Genomic DNA, 17,761 nt, shown 5'->3' on the forward strand with positions numbered 1-17,761 from the left:
CACATGCATGAACTTACAATTTACAGATGAACAGTTGATGATGCGTAATATGGTCCGTGATTTTGCACAAACAGAAATTGCACCGTTTGTTGAACAAATGGAGGCGGGCGAGTTTCCGCGCCATTTGCTAAAAAAAATGGGCGAGCTTGGCTTAATGGGGATTACAGCACCTACAGAATACGGCGGGGCAGAAATGGATTTTACGTCGTATATCATTGCGATTAATGAGTTATCGAAGGTTAGTGCAGTAATGGGCGTCATTTTATCAGTACATACATCAGTTGGAACAAACCCAATTTTGTATTTCGGAAATGATATACAAAAGCAAAAATACGTCCCAAAGCTTGCAAGTGGTGAATTTATTGGTGCATTTTGCTTAACCGAGCCAGGAGCGGGTAGTGATGCAGGTTCTTTAAAGACACGTGCTGTCCGTGACGGCGATGACTATGTATTAGATGGCTCGAAGGTGTTTATTACAAATGGTGGTGAGGCAGACGTTTACATAGTGTTTGCTTCAACGAATTCTGAAGCAGGGACACGTGGAATTTCAGCATTTATTGTAGAAAAAGGAACACCAGGATTTATTATCGGAAAAGACGAGAAAAAGATGGGGCTTCACGGTTCTAGAACAGTGCAATTAACATTTGAAAATATGCGTATTCCAGTTGGAAATCTACTTGGTAATGAAGGGGAAGGTTTTAAAATTGCGATGGCGAATTTAGATGCTGGTCGCATTGGGATTGCCGCACAAAGCTTAGGTATAGCAGAAGCAGCGCTTGAAGCGGCAACAGATTATGCCAAAGAGCGTGTGCAATTTGGTAAGCCAATCGCACAGCAACAGGCAGTCGGTTTTAAGTTAGCCGATATGGCAACGGCAGTGGAAGCCGCCAAGCTACTCGTTTACCGCGCAGCTCATTTACGCAGTGAAGGATTACCGTGTGGTAAGGAAGCAGCAATGGCGAAGTTATTTGCCTCACAAGCGGCAATGGACTCAGCAATCGAAGCCGTTCAAATTTTTGGTGGCTATGGCTACACCGAAGATTACCCAGTAGAGCGCTATTTCCGCGATGCTAAAGTAACGCAAATTTACGAAGGAACAAGCGAAATCCAGCGCATTGTCATTAGTAAGCATTTACTTGGCTAACGCTTAAACTTGATTCAGCTGAAGTCCCCTACTTCTATAAGTGGGAGATGAATGCCAAATATACAATTCGATTCAGTGGGGGTTCAAACCCAGGCTGAATCAAGTTAAGCCCCGGCGGATGTCACAGATTTTTAAGAGGAGTTTTTCGAGCGAGCTCGAAAAAAATCTGGACGCAATTACGCCGAGGCGTAAATGATAAATAAACAATAAAGGGGTTATGGGGAAATGAACTTTCAATTATCAGAAGAGCATCAACAATTACGCGAAATGATTCGCGACTTTGCAATGAACGAAGTAGCACCAACCGCAGAACACCGTGATGAGCACGAGGAATTTGATCGTGGGATTTTCGATAAAATGGCGGAGCTTGGTTTAACAGGGATTCCATGGCCAGAAGAGTACGGCGGCGCAGGCTTTGACTATTTAGCATACTGTATCGCAGTAGAAGAATTATCACGTGTTTGTGCATCAACTGGAGTAACATTATCTGCGCATACTTCACTAGCAGGTTGGCCGATTTTCAAATTCGGTAACGAAGAACAAAAGCAAAAATACCTACGTCCAATGGCAGAAGGTAAAAAAATCGGAGCATACGGTTTAACAGAGGCCGGTTCAGGGTCTGATGCGGGTGGTATGAAAACATACGCAGTAAAAGATGGCGATGATTACGTATTGAATGGCTCAAAAATCTTCATCACAAATGGTGGCGTTGCAGATATTTACGTTGTATTTGCTGTAACAGATCCGAATTCAAAAAATGGGACTTCGGCATTCATCGTAGAGGCAGATTTCCCTGGCTTCTCTGTTGGGAAAAAGGAGAAAAAGCTTGGAATCCGTTCATCACCGACGACAGAAATTATTTTTGACAACTGCCGCGTACCAAAAGAAAACCTACTGGGCGAAGAAGGTCAAGGCTTTGTTATCGCGATGAAAACATTAGACGGTGGCCGTAACGGGATTGCAGCACAAGCAGTTGGGATCGCACAAGGTGCACTAGATGCAGCAGTGGATTATGCCAAAGAGCGTGTACAATTTGGTAAGCCAATTACTGCAAATCAAGGCGTATCATTTAAATTAGCGGATATGGCAACAGAAATCGAAGCATCTCGCTTATTGACGTATCAAGCAGCATGGTTAGAATCAAATGATTTATCATACGGAAAAGCATCAGCAATGGCAAAATTATTAGCTGGGGATACAGCGATGAAGGTAACGACAGAAGCTGTACAAGTATTTGGTGGTTACGGCTATACAAAGGACTACCCAGTCGAGCGCTATATGCGTGATGCAAAAATTACGCAAATTTACGAAGGCACACAAGAGATTCAACGACTTGTAATTTCTCGTATGATTACGAAATAATGTATGACAAACATAGATAAGCTGCATGTAGAATCGTCAATAAAAGATGGAAACAAAATTATCGAAAGACGCCAACAAATTGTTGATGCCGGTGTAAAGCTCTTTAAAGAAAAAGGCTTTCACCGCGCGACGACACGAGAGCTCGCAAAAGCAGCAGGATTTAGCATCGGTACGCTGTACGAATATATCCGTACAAAAGAAGATGTGCTGTTTTTAGTATGTGACAATATTTTCAACGAAGTAACAAAATGCTTATCGCAATTTCCAGCTGATAATGGCACGATTACAGCATTGGAGGAAGCGATTCGTCAATATTATTTATTGATCGATAAAATGCCTGAAGAATTTACGATTATGTATCAAGAAACGAAGTCATTGCAAAAAGAGGCAATGCATTACATTTTGGATAAGGAGCTTGAAATGGTCGCTATTTTTGAACGCATGTTAAAGGGCTGTGTCGAGGCTGAAAGTTTAACTTTGAGCGACGAAGCAATTTATTTGGCTGCTAATCAAATTGTGATTCAAGGCCAAAGTTGGGCGTTTCGTAAATGGGCATTGCAAAAGCGTTATACCATTGAACAATATATAAAATTACAAACAACAATGTTTTTACAAGGCATTATGAAGTTTGAATAATACCAAGAAATCTGCCATGTAGAGCGCTAGTAATGAATACGTGCTTTATATGGTGGGTTTTTATTATTTTGATATAACAAAGGGGTAGAGAGACATGGGGAAAATCGAAGTATATAAACCAAAAAACCACGTTCGTTTTGTTACTGCATCAAGCCTTTTTGATGGTCATGATGCATCCATTAATATTATGCGTCGAATTTTACAAGGAAGTGGCGTGGAAGTAATTCATTTGGGGCATAATCGTTCTGTTGAAGAAGTAGTAAATGCGGCGATTCAAGAAGATGCGCAAGGGGTGGCCATCTCTTCTTATCAAGGCGGGCATATGGAATACTTTAAATATATGTATGACCTACTGCGTGAAAAAGGTGCACCACATATTAAAATTTTTGGCGGTGGTGGTGGTGTTATTTTACCGCGTGAAATTAATGAGCTACATGCATATGGGATTGCGGGTATTTTTTCTCCAGAAGATGGCCGTCAATTAGGGTTACAGGGCATGATCAATAAAAATATAGAAGGTGCTGACTTTTCAACATTAAAAGGAAATTACAGTGAGTTACTAGAAGAATTATCAACAGATACGCCAGAAATTTTGGCAAATTTAATAACAGCTGCTGAAAATGGTCATGATGTAGAGATTGAATCGATGTTAGAACTAGCTCGTAAAAAATCAAAAAATACGCCAATTATCGGCATTACTGGAACAGGTGGCGCTGGGAAATCTTCATTAACGGATGAATTGATTCGTCGCTTTTTACAGGAATTTCCTGACAAGAAAATCGCTATTTTGTCAGTCGATCCTACGAAGCAAAAAACAGGTGGGGCCTTACTTGGTGACCGAATTCGTATGAACGCAATATTCAATAATCGTGTGTATATGCGTAGTTTAGCAACACGTGGCTCACGTTCGGAATTATCAAGCTCGATTGGCGATGTGCTGGATGTTGTGCGTGTAGCAGGATTTGACCTAGTCGTTGTTGAAACTAGTGGTATTGGCCAAGGTGACGCAGAAATTACGAAGTACACTGATCTTTCGATGTATGTAATGACGAGTGAATTCGGTGCGCCAACGCAGCTTGAAAAAATCGATATGATTGATTATGCCGATTTAATAGCGATTAACAAATTTGAACGGAAAGGTTCTGAAGATGCACTAAGACAAGTGCAAAAGCAATACCAACGTTCACGTGAATTATGGGATGAATCAATTGATACAATGCCAGTGTTCGGAACGATTGCGTCACAATTTAATGATTTAGGAACGAATTCATTATTCGCTGCACTTGTCGGTAAAATTAATGAAAAATTTGGCTTCAATTGGCATACATCGTACGAGCAATTTGTAAAAACACAAAAGCAAAACATTGTCATTCCAACAGACCGTCGCTATTATTTACGTGAAATTTCAGAAGCGATTCGCAACTACCATAAGCATGCTGAACAACAAGCTCAATTAGCGACAAAATGGTATCAATTAGAAGGAACAAAAGCGCAATTAGCTCCATCTGAAACAGCATTAATCGAGTCATTGAATGTGTTAATCGAAGGTGTCCAAAATGAATTAACCGCTGAAACGAAGCGTATTTTAAACAATTGGCATGCATTAAAAGAGGCCTACATGGGTGATGAGCTTATTACAAAAGTGCGCGATAAAGAAATTAAAACGATTTTACGTACCGAATCATTATCGGGCTTAAAAATTCCGAAAGTGGCATTACCTAGCTTTAAAGATTACGGTGATATTTTACGCTGGGTATATAAAGAAAACGTACCTGGCGAATTCCCATATACAGCAGGCGTATTCCCATTTAAACGTGAAGGGGAAGATCCAAAACGTCAATTCGCAGGGGAAGGTACACCAGAGCGTACGAATAAACGCTTCCACTATTTATCGAAGGATGATGATGCGAAGCGTCTTTCAACGGCATTTGACTCGGTAACATTATACGGTGAAGACCCGCATATACGACCTGATATTTACGGTAAGGTTGGCGAGTCGGGTGTAAGCATCTGTACATTAGATGATATGAAAAAGCTGTATGCCGGCTTTGATTTATGTGCACCCTCTACGTCTGTGTCGATGACGATTAATGGTCCAGCACCGATTATTTTAGCGATGTTTATGAATACCGCGATTGATCAGCAAGTGCAAAAGCGTGAACAAGCACTGGGACGTACATTAACTGTTGAGGAATTTACTGAAACACGTGAACAAACACTACAAGTTGTGCGCGGTACGGTGCAAGCAGATATTTTAAAAGAAGATCAAGGTCAAAATACTTGTATTTTCTCGACAGAATTTGCATTACGTATGATGGGCGATATTCAGCAATATTTCATCGACCATAAAGTACGCAATTATTATTCTGTATCAATTTCGGGCTACCATATTGCAGAAGCAGGTGCAAATCCGATTTCACAATTAGCGTTTACATTGGCAAATGGCTTTACGTACGTGGAATATTACTTGAGTCGTGGTATGAATATCGATGACTTTGCACCGAATTTAAGCTTTTTCTTCTCAAACGGTCTAGACCCGGAGTATACCGTTATTGGTCGAGTTGCCCGTCGTATATGGGCAGTTGTCATGCGTGATAAGTACGGTGCGAATGAACGCTCGCAAAAGCTGAAGTATCATATTCAAACATCAGGTCGAAGCTTGCACGCACAGGAAATTGATTTCAATGATATTCGCACAACATTACAGGCATTAATGGCATTGCAAGACAACTGTAATTCACTGCATACAAATGCATATGACGAAGCGATTACAACACCAACAGAGGAATCGGTACGCCGCGCGATGGCCATTCAAATGATTATTACAAAAGAGCATGGCTTATCGAAAAATGAAAATCCATTACAAGGGGCATTCATTATTGAGGAGTTAACGCAATTAGTGGAGCAAGCGGTATTGGAGGAGTTCGACCGCATTAATGATCGGGGCGGTGTCTTAGGTGCTATGGAAACGCAATATCAACGCGGTAAAATTCAAGAAGAATCAATGTACTATGAGCATTTAAAGCATTCAGGTGAACTACCGATTATCGGCGTAAATACGTATTTGAATCCAAATCCACCATCTGATGAAGCGATTAACAACATGGAAATCGCGCGTGCATCTATAGAAGAGAAAGATTTACAGATTACTAATTTACAAAATTTTAAAGCTCAACATGAGGCAACGAGTGAAGCGGCCATTGAACAATTAAAGCAAGTGGCAAAAACAAATGGCAATATATTTGAACAGCTAATGGAAACAGTAAAGGTTGCAAGTCTAGGACAAATTACAAATGCTTTATACGAAGTAGGCGGACAATATCGCCGAAATATGTAGATGAAATTAGCTACTTCAATAAATAAAATTTCTTTTTAATTTGTGATTTTGAAAAAAATATAAAAACTGCGACTTGAAATTCCACGTTTGGTTTAAATTTCGTTATACTAAATAGCATGAACAACTATTTTTGAAAGAAGGTGCGGCACGTTGCGACAATATATACATTACATTTTAATTTTAGCTTGCCTTGTGGCGACCTTCTTTTTATATAACAAACAACTAGCTGCAATACCACTGCTTCTGTTATCATTAATTTTGTTTTACGTTGCCTATAAGAAAGCAACAAATTTAAAAAACAAGAAATGAAACTAGCATAGTAGTAGCATGTTTGTATATAATGGGTATTATGCTTATCAATAGACATGTAACAAAGGAAAGGACGTGCACGATTTGAACTTTCGTGGAATGACAGACGAGCAATTAGCAGAAGAGTCGTTAATCGACTTAGCATACGGAATTTTAGAAGATAAAAAACAAGCAATGCCTTTAAATGATTTATTAAAAGAAATCCAAAAATTTAATGGTATATCAGAAGAGGACTTAAAATCACGCTTAGTACAATTCTACACAGACTTAAATGTAGAAGGGCGCTTTTTATTAAACCACGAAAATGGTTGGGGCTTACGTGAATGGTACAAAGTTGAAACAATTGAAGAAGAAACAGCACCAACAATTAAAACACGTAAAAAGAAATCAAAAGTGGCTGACGATGAAGACGAAGATTTAGTTGAGCTTGATGAAGAAGATGTATTATTCGAGGAAGACTACGATGAGTTCGTAGACAGTGAAGATGATGCAGATGATTCAGAAGAAGAAATCGATTTCGTTGAAGAAGATATCGAAGACTTAGATTCTGATATCGATGAAGAATTAATCGATGAAGAAGATGATAGCTTCATTGTTGAAGACGACGAAGACGTTGAAGAAGACGAAGACGAAGACGAGGAGTTTGACGACGAATTAAAATAAGCACTTTGGATTTTTAATGTAAAGTACTTGACTTCTAATTCACTTCCGTATAATCTTTTACTTGGGCTCCTTTAAAGAGGAGAATGACCGTATAAGTAATACGCTCCCCCTGCAAGCAAGATGCAGGAGGAGCGTTTTTTTATTTTTTAGTGGATATGGAAGTATAAGTTTTCAAAAAAATCCACATAAGAAAAGACAACAGTTCATGCCGTTTGGTACGAAATGCGCTTTTCTATAAAACACTTTATTAGAAAAACATTCATTTGCACAGGGAGCAACGGATGTTTTTCTAATTTGTTTAGCAACGAGGAGGAATTAGCAATGACAAAGTATATTTTCGTAACAGGTGGTGTAGTTTCATCACTTGGTAAAGGGATTGTAGCAGCATCTTTAGGTCGCTTATTAAAAAACCGTGGACTAGAAGTAACGATCCAAAAGTTTGACCCTTATTTAAACATCGACCCAGGCACAATGAGCCCATATCAACACGGTGAGGTTTTCGTAACAGATGATGGCGCAGAGGCTGACTTAGACTTAGGTCACTATGAGCGTTTCATCGACATCAATCTTGGTAAACACTCAACAGTAACGTCTGGTAAAGTATACCAATCTGTATTGAATAAAGAACGTCGTGGCGATTATAACGGTGGTACCGTTCAAGTAATTCCTCATGTAACAAATGAAATTAAAGACCGTGTGCAACGTGCGGGTCGCGAAACTTCTGCTGATGTAGTAATTACAGAAATCGGTGGTACGGTAGGTGACTTCGAATCACTTTCATTCTTAGAAGCCATTCGTCAAATGCGTCGTGACTTAGGTCATGAAAACGTAATGTACATTCACTGTACGTTAATGCCGTATATCGCAGCTGCTGGTGAAATGAAAACAAAACCAACGCAACACTCTGTAAAAGAGCTACGTTCATTAGGGATTCAACCAAACATCATCGTTTTACGTACAGAACAACCTGTACCACAAGATATGAAAGAAAAAATTGCGCTATTCTGTGATGTTCGCTCATCAGACATTATCGAATCTCGTGATGCTGAACACCTATATGAAGTACCATTAAACTTACACGCGCAAGGCTTTGACCAAATCGTTCTTGATCACTTCGGTATTAATGCTCCAAAAGCAGATATGGAAGATTGGAAAGAGCTTGTACATCTAGTGAAAAACCTAGAGCACAAAACACGTATTGCATTAGTTGGTAAATATGTAGAGCTACAAGATGCCTACATTTCTGTTGTTGAAGCACTTAAACACGCAGGTTATGTTTACAATTCAGATATTGAGATTGAGTGGGTCAACGCGGAGCATGTAACAGCCGAAAATGTTGATGAATTACTTGGCCAAGCTGATGGTATTTTAGTACCTGGTGGCTTCGGTGATCGTGGTGTTGAAGGTAAAATCGAAGCAATTCGCTTTGCACGTGAAAACGATGTACCATTCTTCGGTATTTGCTTAGGTATGCAAATGGCGACTGTAGAATTCGCACGTAACGTAATGGGCTTAGAAGGCGCACACTCTACAGAATTAAACAAAGATACGAAGTACCCAATTATTGACTTCTTACCAGATCAATCAGAGAATACAGATATTGGTGGTACATTACGTCTTGGTTTATATCCATGTAAATTAAAAGAAGGTTCAGTTGCTCGTGCGGCTTACAACGGCGAAGAGTTAGTTTACGAACGCCACCGTCACCGTTACGAGTTTAACAACGAATTCCGTGAAGCGATGGAAGCAGCGGGAATGGTATTCTCAGGTCTTTCTCCAGATGGCAAATTAGTTGAAATCATTGAATTACCAGAGAAAAAATTCTTCGTAGCTGGACAATTCCACCCAGAATTAATTTCACGCCCTCAACGTCCACAATCACTATTCCGTGAGTTCGTAGGCGCGGCTTTTAATAATCGTAAATAATGTAAAATACAAAGGGAATGTCCGAGAAGTAATTCTGGGACATTCCCTTTGCGCTGAGGATGGAGGCCAGCACGATGCTGGTCATGAATGCGTTGTCACATGATGTGACGATTTTAGCATTCGTTCTTATTCAGACCATCGCCTACAGTGGATTATTAATACATGAGACAAACACTGTCCAAAAAGTATTTACTTTTTGGACAGTCCTTTACTTATGCAAATGGTGAAGTTATTTCTGATTCGTCCTCTTCATCATCATCATCTACCATTTCATCAAATTCCATTTTGATTGCTTCATAAATATATAAAGCGGCCATAATATGTGGGAAAACAATGCGCTCGCTAAGTTTTGTAGGGTGCGGTAAAATTCCCCCACGCATTTTTAATGAAATGTATGTGTACGCTAAATTGCTTAATTCATTGTCTTCTGACGCTACTTCGCTTGCCACTGCAGCAAATGGAATAAAATCAGCATGTAATTTTTGTGCTAATTGTATTACTTGTGCATCATTTGCCTGACGTGTGAAAATAATGACACGGTCTGCAGGGATTAATTTTACTGAATCGTTATAACGTGCAAATTTTGTGAACGGCTGTACACCCAGTTCTGCCTGCATCGAAATGGCATCCATTTCACCAAATGTTGCAAAGTAGACCGTTCCTTGACCAATTGCAGCTTGAGCAAGTAAACGTGCTGTTTCTTCAATCGCTTCTTCTTCTGATTGTCCGATACGCTGTAGAAGACCTGTTAATTGTGTTGTTAAAATTTTTGACATGATTCCACCTCAAAACTATTATAAAATTGAAGGTACGAAAAAGCAAAATGGTCAAATATTAGCTTGCTAAAGAAGGAATTTATTGATAATAATAGAAGTACATTACTTACATGTCGAGTTTTGTAAGGGGGATGGCTTTGAAGGAAATTTTAATAGTAGATGATCAATCAGGTATTCGATTGTTACTGAATGAAGTATTTAAAAAGGAAGGCTACAACACACATTTAGCAGCAAATGGTTTAGATGCATTAAAAATAGCGGAAACAGTCACACTGAATTGTGTATTATTAGATATGAAAATACCGGGTATGGATGGCTTAGAAATTTTAGCACGTTTAAAAATGATGCAGCCAAATTTACCGGTAATCATGATGACAGCTTATATTGAGCAGCATATGATTGATAGCGCGACGGAACTTGGTGTCACAAAATATTTTGCAAAGCCATTTAATATTTTTGAGATGCGCGATGAAGTGGGGAAGATACTAGCTGTTACAGAAAAAATATAGTGAAAAACAAGTTAGCAGGCAGTAGCGCATACTGTCTGTTTTTGTTATGATTAATCTGAATGTTTTTTGTCTTTTCAACTTTAAAATTTTATGATTTCTGGCAAAAAACGCAGTACTTCAAAAAGTAATCTATTTTTTTACTTGTAGTAAACTAACTAACTATCTTCGAGGAGGATTTTAATAATGGCATTAGTTTCGATGAAAGACATGTTAATTAAGGCAAAGGCAGAAGGTTATGCTGTTGGTCAATTTAACATCAACAACTTAGAGTGGACACAAGCAATTTTACAAGCGGCAGAAGAAGAAAAATCACCAGTTATTTTAGGTGTTTCTGAAGGTGCGGGTAAATACATGGGCGGTTTCATCACAGTTGTGAAAATCGTTGAAGGTTTAATCGAGTCTTACAAAATTACAGTTCCAGTTGCAATTCATTTAGACCACGGATCAAGCTTTGATAAATGTAAAGAAGCAATCGATGCTGGATTCACTTCAGTAATGATTGATGCTTCTCACCACTCATTCGAAGAGAACGTAGCGATTACAAAAGAAGTTGTAGAATATGCACATGCTAAAAATGTATCAGTTGAAGCAGAATTAGGTACAGTTGGTGGCGAGGAAGACGGCGTAATCGGTGGTATTATGTACGCGAATCCACAAGAATGTAAAGCGTTAGTAGAAGCAACAGCAATCGACTGCTTAGCTCCTGCACTTGGCTCTGTGCATGGTCCATACAAAGGTGAACCAAACTTAGGTTTCGCTGAAATGGAAGAAATCTCTACATTAACTGACTTACCTTTAGTATTACATGGCGGTACTGGTATCCCAACAAAAGATATCCAACGTTCAATTTCTTTAGGTACAGCCAAAATTAACGTAAACACTGAAAATCAAATCGCGGCTACAAAAGCTATCCGTGAATTTTTAGATAACGACAAGAAAACTTACGATCCACGTAAATTCTTAGGCCCAGCTCGTGAAGCGATTAAAACAACTGTAATCGGTAAAATGCGCGAATTCGGCAGCTCTCAAAAAGCGTAATTTATGATGGATCCAACGAAAAAGGGATGTACTGAAATGACTTTTCGAACAGTCCCTTCTTTGTGAACATTTGTTTTCTACTAAAGCATCTCGTTCACAATTGGGCGGGATGCATTTTGTTAATTATAAAAGAATTCTTTGCATTTAAATTTAATTTTGGAGGAAAATAATTTATGAAATTTTTTATCGATACAGCAAACTTTGATGAGATCAAAGAAGCATATAACTGGGGAATTTTATCAGGCGTAACGACAAACCCATCATTAGTAGCAAAAGAATCCGGCGTTAATTTCCACGATCGTTTACGTGAAATCGCGGAATTAGTAAATGGTTCAGTTTCGGGTGAAGTTATTTCTCTAGACGCTGAAGGCATGATTCGTGAAGGGGAAGAGCTAGCAGCTATTCACCCAAATATCACAGTGAAATTACCAATGACGCCAGCTGGTTTACAAGCTTGCCGTCACTTCGCAAATAAAGGGATTAAAACAAACGTAACATTAATTTTTTCTGCAAACCAAGCATTAATGGCTGCTCGTGCAGGTGCAACGTATGTATCACCATTTATCGGTCGTTTAGACGATATTGGTCAAGATGGTTCAGAATTAATTTCAACAATTGCAGAAATGTTTGCGATTCACGGTATTGAAACAGAAATCATCGCTGCATCGATTCGTCACCCACAACATATTCAAGCAGCAGCTTTAGCAGGTGCGCATATTGCAACAACACCATTTAAAGTATTACAACAATTGTTCAAACATCCATTAACAGACAAAGGAATTGAAGGATTTTTAGCGGATTGGGCAAAGCGAGAAGGGAAATAATAAGACTAACCTTTAAAAGCTTCTTGTAATTGCTCAATTGTAAAGTAAGGGAGAACTCAAAATGGATGTTTATAAAATTAAGGGCGGAAATCGTCTACAAGGTAAAGTAACAGTAAGTGGCGCTAAAAATAGTGCGGTCGCTTTGATTCCTGCATCAATTTTGGCAGGTTCTTCCGTTACGATTGACGGAATTCCTGAAATTTCAGATGCATGGACGTTAAAAGCACTATTAGAAGAAATTGGCGGAGAAGTGTCATTTGAAAATGGCACAATGACGATTGACCCTACAAAAATGGTTGCAATGCCTTTACCAAACGGAAACGTTAAGAAGTTGCGCGCATCATATTATATGATGGGTGCGATGCTAGGACGTTTTAAAAAGGCAGTTATCGGTTTACCAGGCGGCTGTTTTTTAGGTCCTCGACCAATCGACCAGCATATTAAAGGCTTTGAAGCATTGGGTGCAAAAGTAACAAACGAGCACGGTGCAATTTATTTGCGTGCGGATGAGCTAATCGGTGCGAAAATTTATTTAGACGTTGCAAGTGTAGGAGCGACAATTAACATTATGTTAGCAGCAGTGCGTGCAAAAGGGAAAACAATTATCGAAAACGCTGCAAAAGAACCGGAAATTATCGATGTAGCAACGCTGTTAACAAATATGGGTGCCAATATTAAAGGTGCAGGTACAAGTGTCATTCGTATTGAAGGTGTCGAAGAGCTTAATGGCACGAATCATACGATTATTCCTGACCGTATCGAAGCAGCAACTTTTATGATTATGGCTGCTGCAATGGGGGATGGTGTACTAATCGATAATGTCATTCCCCTGCACTTAGAGGCAGTAACCGCAAAGCTACGTGAAATGGGCGTTAAAATTGAAGAAAACGAAGAAAGTATTTACATCCCAAAGCACGAGAAATTCCGCGCAGTCGATGTTAAAACACAGGTTTATCCAGGTTTCCCGACAGATGTACAGCAGCCGTTAGCGGTGTTAATGACCCTATCGGAAGGTACATCAAAAGTGACGGACACAATTTATTCTGCTCGCTTTAAACATATCGATGAATTGCGCCGCATGAATGCAAAAGCGCGTGTGGAAGGTAGTACAGCAATTATCCAAGGTCCGTCTGCTTTAGAGGGATCTGCAGTAACTGCAACTGACCTTCGAGCGGGTGCCGCACTTGTTTTAGCGGGATTAATTGCGAAGGGTGAAACAGAAATTCACGACATTTATCATATAGAACGTGGTTATAGCGAGCTAATCCAAAAGCTTTGTGCACTTGGCGCAGATATTCGCAAAGAATCAATCATGGTAAATACAAATAATAAGGCGTAAAATGGCGTAAGACAGTTTCGGTTTTAACCGAACAATCAGGAGGCAAATATAAAATGGAACGTAGTTTATCAATGGAAGTAGTTCGTGTAACAGAAGCAGCAGCAATTGCATCAGCAAAATGGATGGGGCGCGGACTAAAAAATGAAGCAGACGACGCAGCGACAACAGCAATGCGTGTCATGTTTGATACAATCCCAATGCATGCGACAGTTGTAATTGGTGAAGGTGAAATGGATGAAGCGCCAATGCTTTACATCGGTGAAGAATTAGGACTTCGTAACGGCGGACCGGAAGTTGATATTGCAGTTGATCCATTAGAAGGAACAAATATCGTAGCAAAAGGTACGAACGGTGCAATGACAGTTCTTGCAATTGCAGACCGTGGCAATCTTTTAAATGCACCAGATATGTACATGGATAAAATTGCTGTAGGCCCAGAAGCAGCAGGTAAAGTAGATATTAACGCGTCTGTAACATATAACTTATTACAAGTGGCAAAAGCGAAAAACAAAGACATCGCAGACGTAGTGGCAACATTACTGGATCGCCCACGTCATCAGCATATCGTTGATGAAATTCGTGAAGCAGGCGCGCGTATTAAATTTATCCAAGATGGGGATGTAGGTGCTGCAATTAATACAGCATTCGACGAAACGGGTATTGACATTATGTTCGGTATGGGTGGTGCTCCAGAGGGCGTTATCTCAGCAGTTGCATTAAAATGTTTAGGTGGCGATTTCCAAGCGAAATTAGTACCGGAAGACGAAGAGCAATTAGAGCGATGCAAAAAAATGGGCATCGACGTGGACAAAGTGTTAATGATGGATGACTTAGTAAAAGGCGATGATGCTATTTTCGCAGCTACAGCAGTAACAGACTCAGAGCTTTTACGTGGTGTTCAATACAAAGGTTCTTATGCGTTAACACATTCAGTAGTAATGCGTGCAAAATCAGGGACAGTTCGCTTTATCGAAGGGCGTCACAGTATTGCTAAAAAACCAAAATATGGTCAAAAATAACGTTCAAAAGTATAAATGATTTTTATCTTTATTTAAGCGGGTGCCCAAACATTCGCTTTAAAGAAAAAAATACTATTTCCACATCATTTACGCTATTATATACTTAATGCCCGGTGATTTTTTACCGGGCATCTTTCAAATAAAAGTAAATATACTTCTTCTACTAAACCCTTAAGTTTGCACACATTCAAGTGTTATTACCCACAGACAGAAATTTTAAAAAGACTGGAGAAAATTTATGACAGCATTAACAATTGCTCAATTAGAAAGCATGACGTTAAAAGAATTATATGCTTTAGCGAAGCAATACAAGTTAACAAATGCGAGTAAACTAAACAAAAAGGAACTGATTTTTGCTATTTTAAAATCTCGTTCTGAACAAGAAGGCTTCTTTTTCATGGAAGGCGTACTTGAAATTATTCCAACAGATGGCTTTGGCTTCTTACGTCCAATCAATTATTCCCCATCAAAGGAAGATATTTATATTTCGGCTTCACAAATTCGCCGTTTTGACTTACGTAACGGAGATAAAGTTTCGGGGAAAGTACGTCCGCCGAAAGAAAACGAGCGCTACTATGGGTTATTACAAGTCGATGCAGTCAATGGGGAAGACCCTGAAATTGCAAAAGAACGTGTTCATTTCCCTGCATTAACGCCACTTTATCCGGATCGTCATATCATATTAGAAACAACGTCTGCTAATCTTTCGACGCGTATTATGGATTTAGTAGCGCCAGTTGGTTTCGGGCAACGTGGCTTAATCGTAGCGCCTCCAAAAGCAGGTAAAACATCATTATTAAAAGAAATTGCTAATTCAATTACAACAAATTACCCTGAGGCAGAGTTAATCGTGTTACTAATCGATGAACGTCCAGAAGAGGTAACAGACATTGAGCGTTCGGTAAAAGCTGATGTCGTATCATCAACATTTGACCAAGTCCCTGAAAATCACGTAAAGGTAGCAGAAATGGTATTAGAGCGTGCGCGTCGTTTAGTAGAGCATAAGCGTGATGTTATCATCTTAATGGATTCCATTACACGTCTTGCTCGAGCGTACAATTTAGTCATTCCACCAAGTGGCCGTACGTTGTCAGGTGGTATTGACCCAGCTGCGTTCCACCGCCCTAAACGCTTCTTTGGTTCAGCACGTAATATTGAAGATGGCGGAAGCTTAACAATTTTAGCGACAGCACTTGTTGATACAGGAAGCCGTATGGACGAAGTAATTTACGAAGAATTTAAAGGTACTGGTAATTTAGAGTTACACTTAGATCGTAATTTAGCAGAACGTCGTATTTTCCCTGCACTTGATATTCGCCGCTCAGGTACGCGTAAGGAAGAGTTGCTTATCCCGAAAGATCAGCTTGATAAATTATGGGCAATTCGTAAAACATTCAGCGATTCTTCAGATTTTGCAGAGAAGTTTTTACGCAAATTACGTCCAACAAAAACAAACGAAGAGTTTTTCGCGAAGCTTGATGCGGATATGAAAAAAGCAACGAATGGTAAAGGGTTGCTATAAAGGATTGAAACTATAAATTAAATAGTTGCAACATAAAAATAATCTTGTTATAATTTTTTAGGTATGTAACGTGCACATATATAGCTGACCTCAAACATTGCTTAGCAGTGATATATTCGGGCTATGTAAGGTGCAGTACGAAAATACTCTGTTCCAGATGGTTCAGGGCGAGAGGAGAAAACGAATATGAAACAAGGTATCCACCCAGATTACAAAACTGCAACAGTAACTTGCTCTTGCGGTAACTCATTTGAAACTGGTTCAGTAAAAGAAAAGATCGTTGTCGAGTTCTGTAACGAATGTCACCCATTCTACACAGGTCGTCAAAAGTTCGCTTCTGCTGACGGTCGTGTTGATAAATTCAACAAAAAATACGGTATCAAGTAATATCGTGACCCATTTTCACATTTGTGGAGATGGGTTTTTTAATGTTCTTTCAACATGGTATAATCAATAGAAAAAATGTAATATTATATAGATGATAGTAGGTGCTAATCATTTAGAGTGGGAAGTAGCTATATCTAGATTCGATAAAACAATGAATGATAATAATTAACTGCTGATTTAATGAAACAATGTGCTTGGTTAAACGTAAAAATAGTGTTTACTAATAAAGGCAAGCTTCAGCAGTCATTAAAAATAATTAGAAATTAAAATAGGTCGAGTGAGAGAACATTTTCTAAAAAGAGGATGTCCCGGAATTACTTCTTGGACATCCTCTTTTTAGAGGGACTTTTCAGGAAAGTATGAAATGGGGTATTAAAGATGGCACAATTATTTTACAAACACGGTGCGATGAATAGCGGGAAATCGATTGAAATTTTAAAAGTCGCGCACAATTATGAAGAACAACAAAAAGCAGTATTAATTTTTACCTCAGGTATTGATACACGTGATGAGGTTGGGACTGTTTCAAGTCGTATCGGATTGCGTCGCCCTGCAATAGCGGTATTTGAAGATACGAATCTATATGAAATCGTAAAACAGCATAATGAAAAATTGTATTGTGTATTAGTCGATGAAGTCCAGTTTTTATCAAAAGAGCATGTACTACAATTAACGCAAATCGTCGATGAATTAAATATTCCTGTAATGGGCTTTGGCTTAAAAAATGATTTCCAAAACGAACTTTTTGAAGGAAGCCGCTATATGATGATTTATGCTGACAAAATTGAGGAAATGAAAACCATTTGCTGGTTCTGTCACAAAAAAGCGACGATGAATTTACGTGTCGATGAAAATAAAAAGCCGGTGCGCACAGGTGATCAAATTCAAATTGGGGGTAATGATAGCTACTACCCAGTATGTCGCCAATGTCATACAAACCCACCATTATAAACGGTATAGAAATTCAAGA

16 protein-coding genes are annotated in these 17,761 nt (G+C 39.1%); 15 read left to right on the top strand and 1 reads right to left on the bottom strand.

Translation table 11 applies throughout. The features are described from left to right. Positions 1-7: 7 nt before the first annotated feature. From LZ480_RS01450 to LZ480_RS01480, 7 genes are all read left to right on the top strand, one after another. The gene (locus LZ480_RS01450) at positions 8-1,144 is read left to right on the top strand and encodes an acyl-CoA dehydrogenase (RefSeq protein ID WP_241367551.1); all 1,137 of its coding nucleotides are present in this window, start codon (positions 8-10) and stop codon (positions 1,142-1,144) included. Positions 1,145-1,369: 225 nt separating this feature from the next. Then, on the top strand, positions 1,370-2,506 hold the full coding sequence (locus LZ480_RS01455) for an acyl-CoA dehydrogenase (protein ID WP_241367552.1): 1,137 nt from the start codon (positions 1,370-1,372) through the stop codon (positions 2,504-2,506). Positions 2,507-2,509: 3 nt separating this feature from the next. After that, on the top strand, positions 2,510-3,142 hold the full coding sequence (locus tag LZ480_RS01460) for a TetR/AcrR family transcriptional regulator (protein WP_241367553.1): 633 nt from the start codon (positions 2,510-2,512) through the stop codon (positions 3,140-3,142). A 94-nt stretch (positions 3,143-3,236) separates the two neighbouring features. After that, positions 3,237-6,479 (top strand): fused isobutyryl-CoA mutase/GTPase IcmF, encoded by a 3,243-nt coding sequence (icmF, locus tag LZ480_RS01465; RefSeq protein WP_241367554.1) that lies wholly within the window; start codon positions 3,237-3,239, stop codon positions 6,477-6,479. A 384-nt stretch (positions 6,480-6,863) separates the two neighbouring features. Beyond that, positions 6,864-7,451 (top strand): DNA-directed RNA polymerase subunit delta, encoded by a 588-nt coding sequence (gene rpoE, locus LZ480_RS01470; protein ID WP_241367555.1) that lies wholly within the window; start codon positions 6,864-6,866, stop codon positions 7,449-7,451. A 321-nt stretch (positions 7,452-7,772) separates the two neighbouring features. Then, complete coding sequence (locus LZ480_RS01475; protein ID WP_241367556.1) at positions 7,773-9,377, top strand: CTP synthase; 1,605 nt, start codon at positions 7,773-7,775, stop codon at positions 9,375-9,377. Between the two features lie 74 nt (positions 9,378-9,451). Continuing rightward, entirely contained in the window at positions 9,452-9,604 is a 153-nt protein-coding gene (locus LZ480_RS01480; protein WP_241367557.1) for a hypothetical protein, read from the top strand. Here LZ480_RS01480 and LZ480_RS01485 read toward each other — a convergent pair. Then, positions 9,590-10,153, bottom strand: coding sequence for a DUF2529 family protein (locus LZ480_RS01485; RefSeq protein ID WP_241367558.1), 564 nt, complete (start codon positions 10,151-10,153; stop codon positions 9,590-9,592). The two genes, LZ480_RS01480 and LZ480_RS01485, sit on opposite strands and share 15 nt — an antisense overlap. Positions 10,154-10,290: 137 nt before the next feature. Here LZ480_RS01485 and LZ480_RS01490 point away from each other — a divergent pair, with 137 nt between their 5' ends. From LZ480_RS01490 to LZ480_RS01525, 8 genes are all read left to right on the top strand, one after another. After that, the gene (locus LZ480_RS01490; RefSeq protein ID WP_305037306.1) at positions 10,291-10,662 is read left to right on the top strand and encodes a response regulator; all 372 of its coding nucleotides are present in this window, start codon (positions 10,291-10,293) and stop codon (positions 10,660-10,662) included. Between the two features lie 183 nt (positions 10,663-10,845). Beyond that, complete coding sequence (locus LZ480_RS01495) at positions 10,846-11,700, top strand: class II fructose-bisphosphate aldolase (RefSeq protein WP_241367560.1); 855 nt, start codon at positions 10,846-10,848, stop codon at positions 11,698-11,700. 173 nt (positions 11,701-11,873) lie between these two features. Further along, positions 11,874-12,524 carry a fructose-6-phosphate aldolase gene (fsa, locus tag LZ480_RS01500; protein ID WP_241367561.1) on the top strand — a complete coding sequence of 217 codons (651 nt, stop codon included), beginning with the start codon at positions 11,874-11,876 and terminating at the stop codon, positions 12,522-12,524. A 61-nt stretch (positions 12,525-12,585) separates the two neighbouring features. Beyond that, positions 12,586-13,863, top strand: a complete 1,278-nt coding sequence (locus LZ480_RS01505) for a UDP-N-acetylglucosamine 1-carboxyvinyltransferase (RefSeq protein WP_241367562.1) — start codon at positions 12,586-12,588, stop codon at positions 13,861-13,863. 53 nt (positions 13,864-13,916) lie between these two features. Next, positions 13,917-14,882 (top strand): class II fructose-bisphosphatase, encoded by a 966-nt coding sequence (gene glpX / locus LZ480_RS01510; RefSeq protein ID WP_241367563.1) that lies wholly within the window; start codon positions 13,917-13,919, stop codon positions 14,880-14,882. 238 nt (positions 14,883-15,120) lie between these two features. Next, entirely contained in the window at positions 15,121-16,404 is a 1,284-nt protein-coding gene (gene rho, locus LZ480_RS01515; RefSeq protein WP_241367564.1) for a transcription termination factor Rho, read from the top strand. 186 nt (positions 16,405-16,590) lie between these two features. Next, the gene (rpmE, locus tag LZ480_RS01520) at positions 16,591-16,791 is read left to right on the top strand and encodes a 50S ribosomal protein L31 (RefSeq protein WP_241367565.1); all 201 of its coding nucleotides are present in this window, start codon (positions 16,591-16,593) and stop codon (positions 16,789-16,791) included. 378 nt (positions 16,792-17,169) lie between these two features. Then, positions 17,170-17,742, top strand: coding sequence for a thymidine kinase (locus LZ480_RS01525; RefSeq protein WP_241367566.1), 573 nt, complete (start codon positions 17,170-17,172; stop codon positions 17,740-17,742). Positions 17,743-17,761 lie beyond the last annotated feature (19 nt).

This window comes from Solibacillus palustris (assembly GCF_022549215.1).
Classification (GTDB): Bacteria; Bacillota; Bacilli; order Bacillales_A; family Planococcaceae; genus Solibacillus; species Solibacillus daqui.

Bases quoted from the DNA above. Each gene is read 5' to 3' on its own strand.
- LZ480_RS01475 (WP_241367556.1), top strand. From the start codon at position 7,773: ATGACAAAGTATATTTTCGTAACAGGTGGTGTAGTTTCATCACTTGGT.
- fsa (WP_241367561.1), top strand. From the start codon at position 11,874: ATGAAATTTTTTATCGATACAGCAAACTTTGATGAGATCAAAGAAGCA.
- LZ480_RS01450 (WP_241367551.1), top strand. From the start codon at position 8: ATGAACTTACAATTTACAGATGAACAGTTGATGATGCGTAATATGGTC.
- LZ480_RS01455 (WP_241367552.1), top strand. From the start codon at position 1,370: ATGAACTTTCAATTATCAGAAGAGCATCAACAATTACGCGAAATGATT.
- LZ480_RS01495 (WP_241367560.1), top strand. From the start codon at position 10,846: ATGGCATTAGTTTCGATGAAAGACATGTTAATTAAGGCAAAGGCAGAA.
- LZ480_RS01485 (WP_241367558.1), bottom strand. From the start codon at position 10,153: ATGTCAAAAATTTTAACAACACAATTAACAGGTCTTCTACAGCGTATC.
- LZ480_RS01480 (WP_241367557.1), top strand. From the start codon at position 9,452: ATGCTGGTCATGAATGCGTTGTCACATGATGTGACGATTTTAGCATTC.
- rpmE (WP_241367565.1), top strand. From the start codon at position 16,591: ATGAAACAAGGTATCCACCCAGATTACAAAACTGCAACAGTAACTTGC.
- glpX (WP_241367563.1), top strand. From the start codon at position 13,917: ATGGAACGTAGTTTATCAATGGAAGTAGTTCGTGTAACAGAAGCAGCA.
- LZ480_RS01525 (WP_241367566.1), top strand. From the start codon at position 17,170: ATGGCACAATTATTTTACAAACACGGTGCGATGAATAGCGGGAAATCG.
- LZ480_RS01505 (WP_241367562.1), top strand. From the start codon at position 12,586: ATGGATGTTTATAAAATTAAGGGCGGAAATCGTCTACAAGGTAAAGTA.
- icmF (WP_241367554.1), top strand. From the start codon at position 3,237: ATGGGGAAAATCGAAGTATATAAACCAAAAAACCACGTTCGTTTTGTT.
- rho (WP_241367564.1), top strand. From the start codon at position 15,121: ATGACAGCATTAACAATTGCTCAATTAGAAAGCATGACGTTAAAAGAA.
- LZ480_RS01460 (WP_241367553.1), top strand. From the start codon at position 2,510: ATGACAAACATAGATAAGCTGCATGTAGAATCGTCAATAAAAGATGGA.